Source organism: Clostridium sp. D33t1_170424_F3 (genome assembly GCF_015667585.1).
Lineage (GTDB): Bacteria > Bacillota > Clostridia > Oscillospirales > Acutalibacteraceae > Anaeromassilibacillus.
This window is the reverse complement of the sequence record NZ_JADPEG010000042.1, coordinates 1-1,088: the sequence shown is the minus strand read 5'-3', so window position 1 is coordinate 1,088 and position 1,088 is coordinate 1. Positions and strand designations below refer to the sequence as shown.

General features: G+C 58.8%; 1 pseudogene. It reads right to left on the bottom strand.

Annotated elements, in window-relative coordinates:
- Nucleotides 1-3: 3 nt before the first annotated feature.
- A pseudogene (locus tag I4V53_RS13855) lies at nucleotides 4-1,088 on the bottom strand (FIVAR domain-containing protein); the annotation flags it as partial.

Genomic DNA, 1,088 nt, shown 5'->3' with positions numbered 1-1,088 from the left:
TTTTCAGCCAATGGTGACCGCACAATGCTTCACAGGGTTCTGTCCGGGCAGAGTGGTGTACACGCCGGAACTCTGGCCGGGTGTGCCGACGGCCCAGACTCTGTAATAGCAGTCATTGCCGATTTTGGCGACAAACTGTGTCTTGAGCACGCTGCCGCTGCCGACGGTAAAGCCCGGCGTCAGATTTGCGCCGCCCTGTACCGTCATCTTGAAGCAGTATGCGCTGCCTCTCTTGAGAGTAAAGTTCACAGTGGTATCGCTGACTACATAAGCGCCCTGTGCGGAGGTGCTCTGCGCCGCGTTGACAACAGCGGTACCCGCCGCACCGTAGGAATTGGAGGAAGCGGAGGAGCTGCCCTTGCTGCCGGATGGCTTCCGGTCGGGCGTCACAGGCGTTTCCGCCTTTTCCAGATTGTTCTTTGCGTCCACGGCGTTGTAATATGCCGTTGCAAGGGTTTTATCGTCCGCGGTTTCATCCGCCGCGGCTGCTTTCAGGTCGTTCAGCGCCTGCGTAAAGGTTGCGGCGCTGGCCCTGGTGTAGCCGTTCAGGTTGACCTGCTCCATTTCGGCGATCAGGTCGTTCAGCTCGTCGCGGCTCGGGATCTTTCTGAGGTTCGCCATGGCCAGGGCCAGTTTTTCCGCCATCCGGTTGATTTCCTTTTGGCTGGCGCTTTCTTCCATGGCTCTGGCTTCATCCAGTGCTTTCAGGAAGGCGTCTTTGCCGGTTTCCAGATACTCCGTATCCAGTACGGCCTCGATTTCTTCCGCGCGTTCGATGAGGGAGAGGAGCTCGCTCCAGTCAGCCTTGTCCTCGAGGTCCTCCATCGCCTTATTCAGCGATACGCAGGCCTCCTGGATTTCCTTGTCCATGGCGTCTTCGTCGTCATAGACAGTCTGGGCCGCTGCATAGGCTTTCTGGAAGGCCTGCCAGGAAGCGCTGGTGTAAAGCTCTTCGTCCAGCATTCCTGCCGCGGTCAGCGCCTCTTCCAGCGCGGTTTTGTCGCCCTTTGCAAAGCTCAGGAACTGGATGACCTGCAGCAGGTCCTTCCAGGCGCCGTCGATGTCCTTCTGGGAGGCGTCGAGCTGCT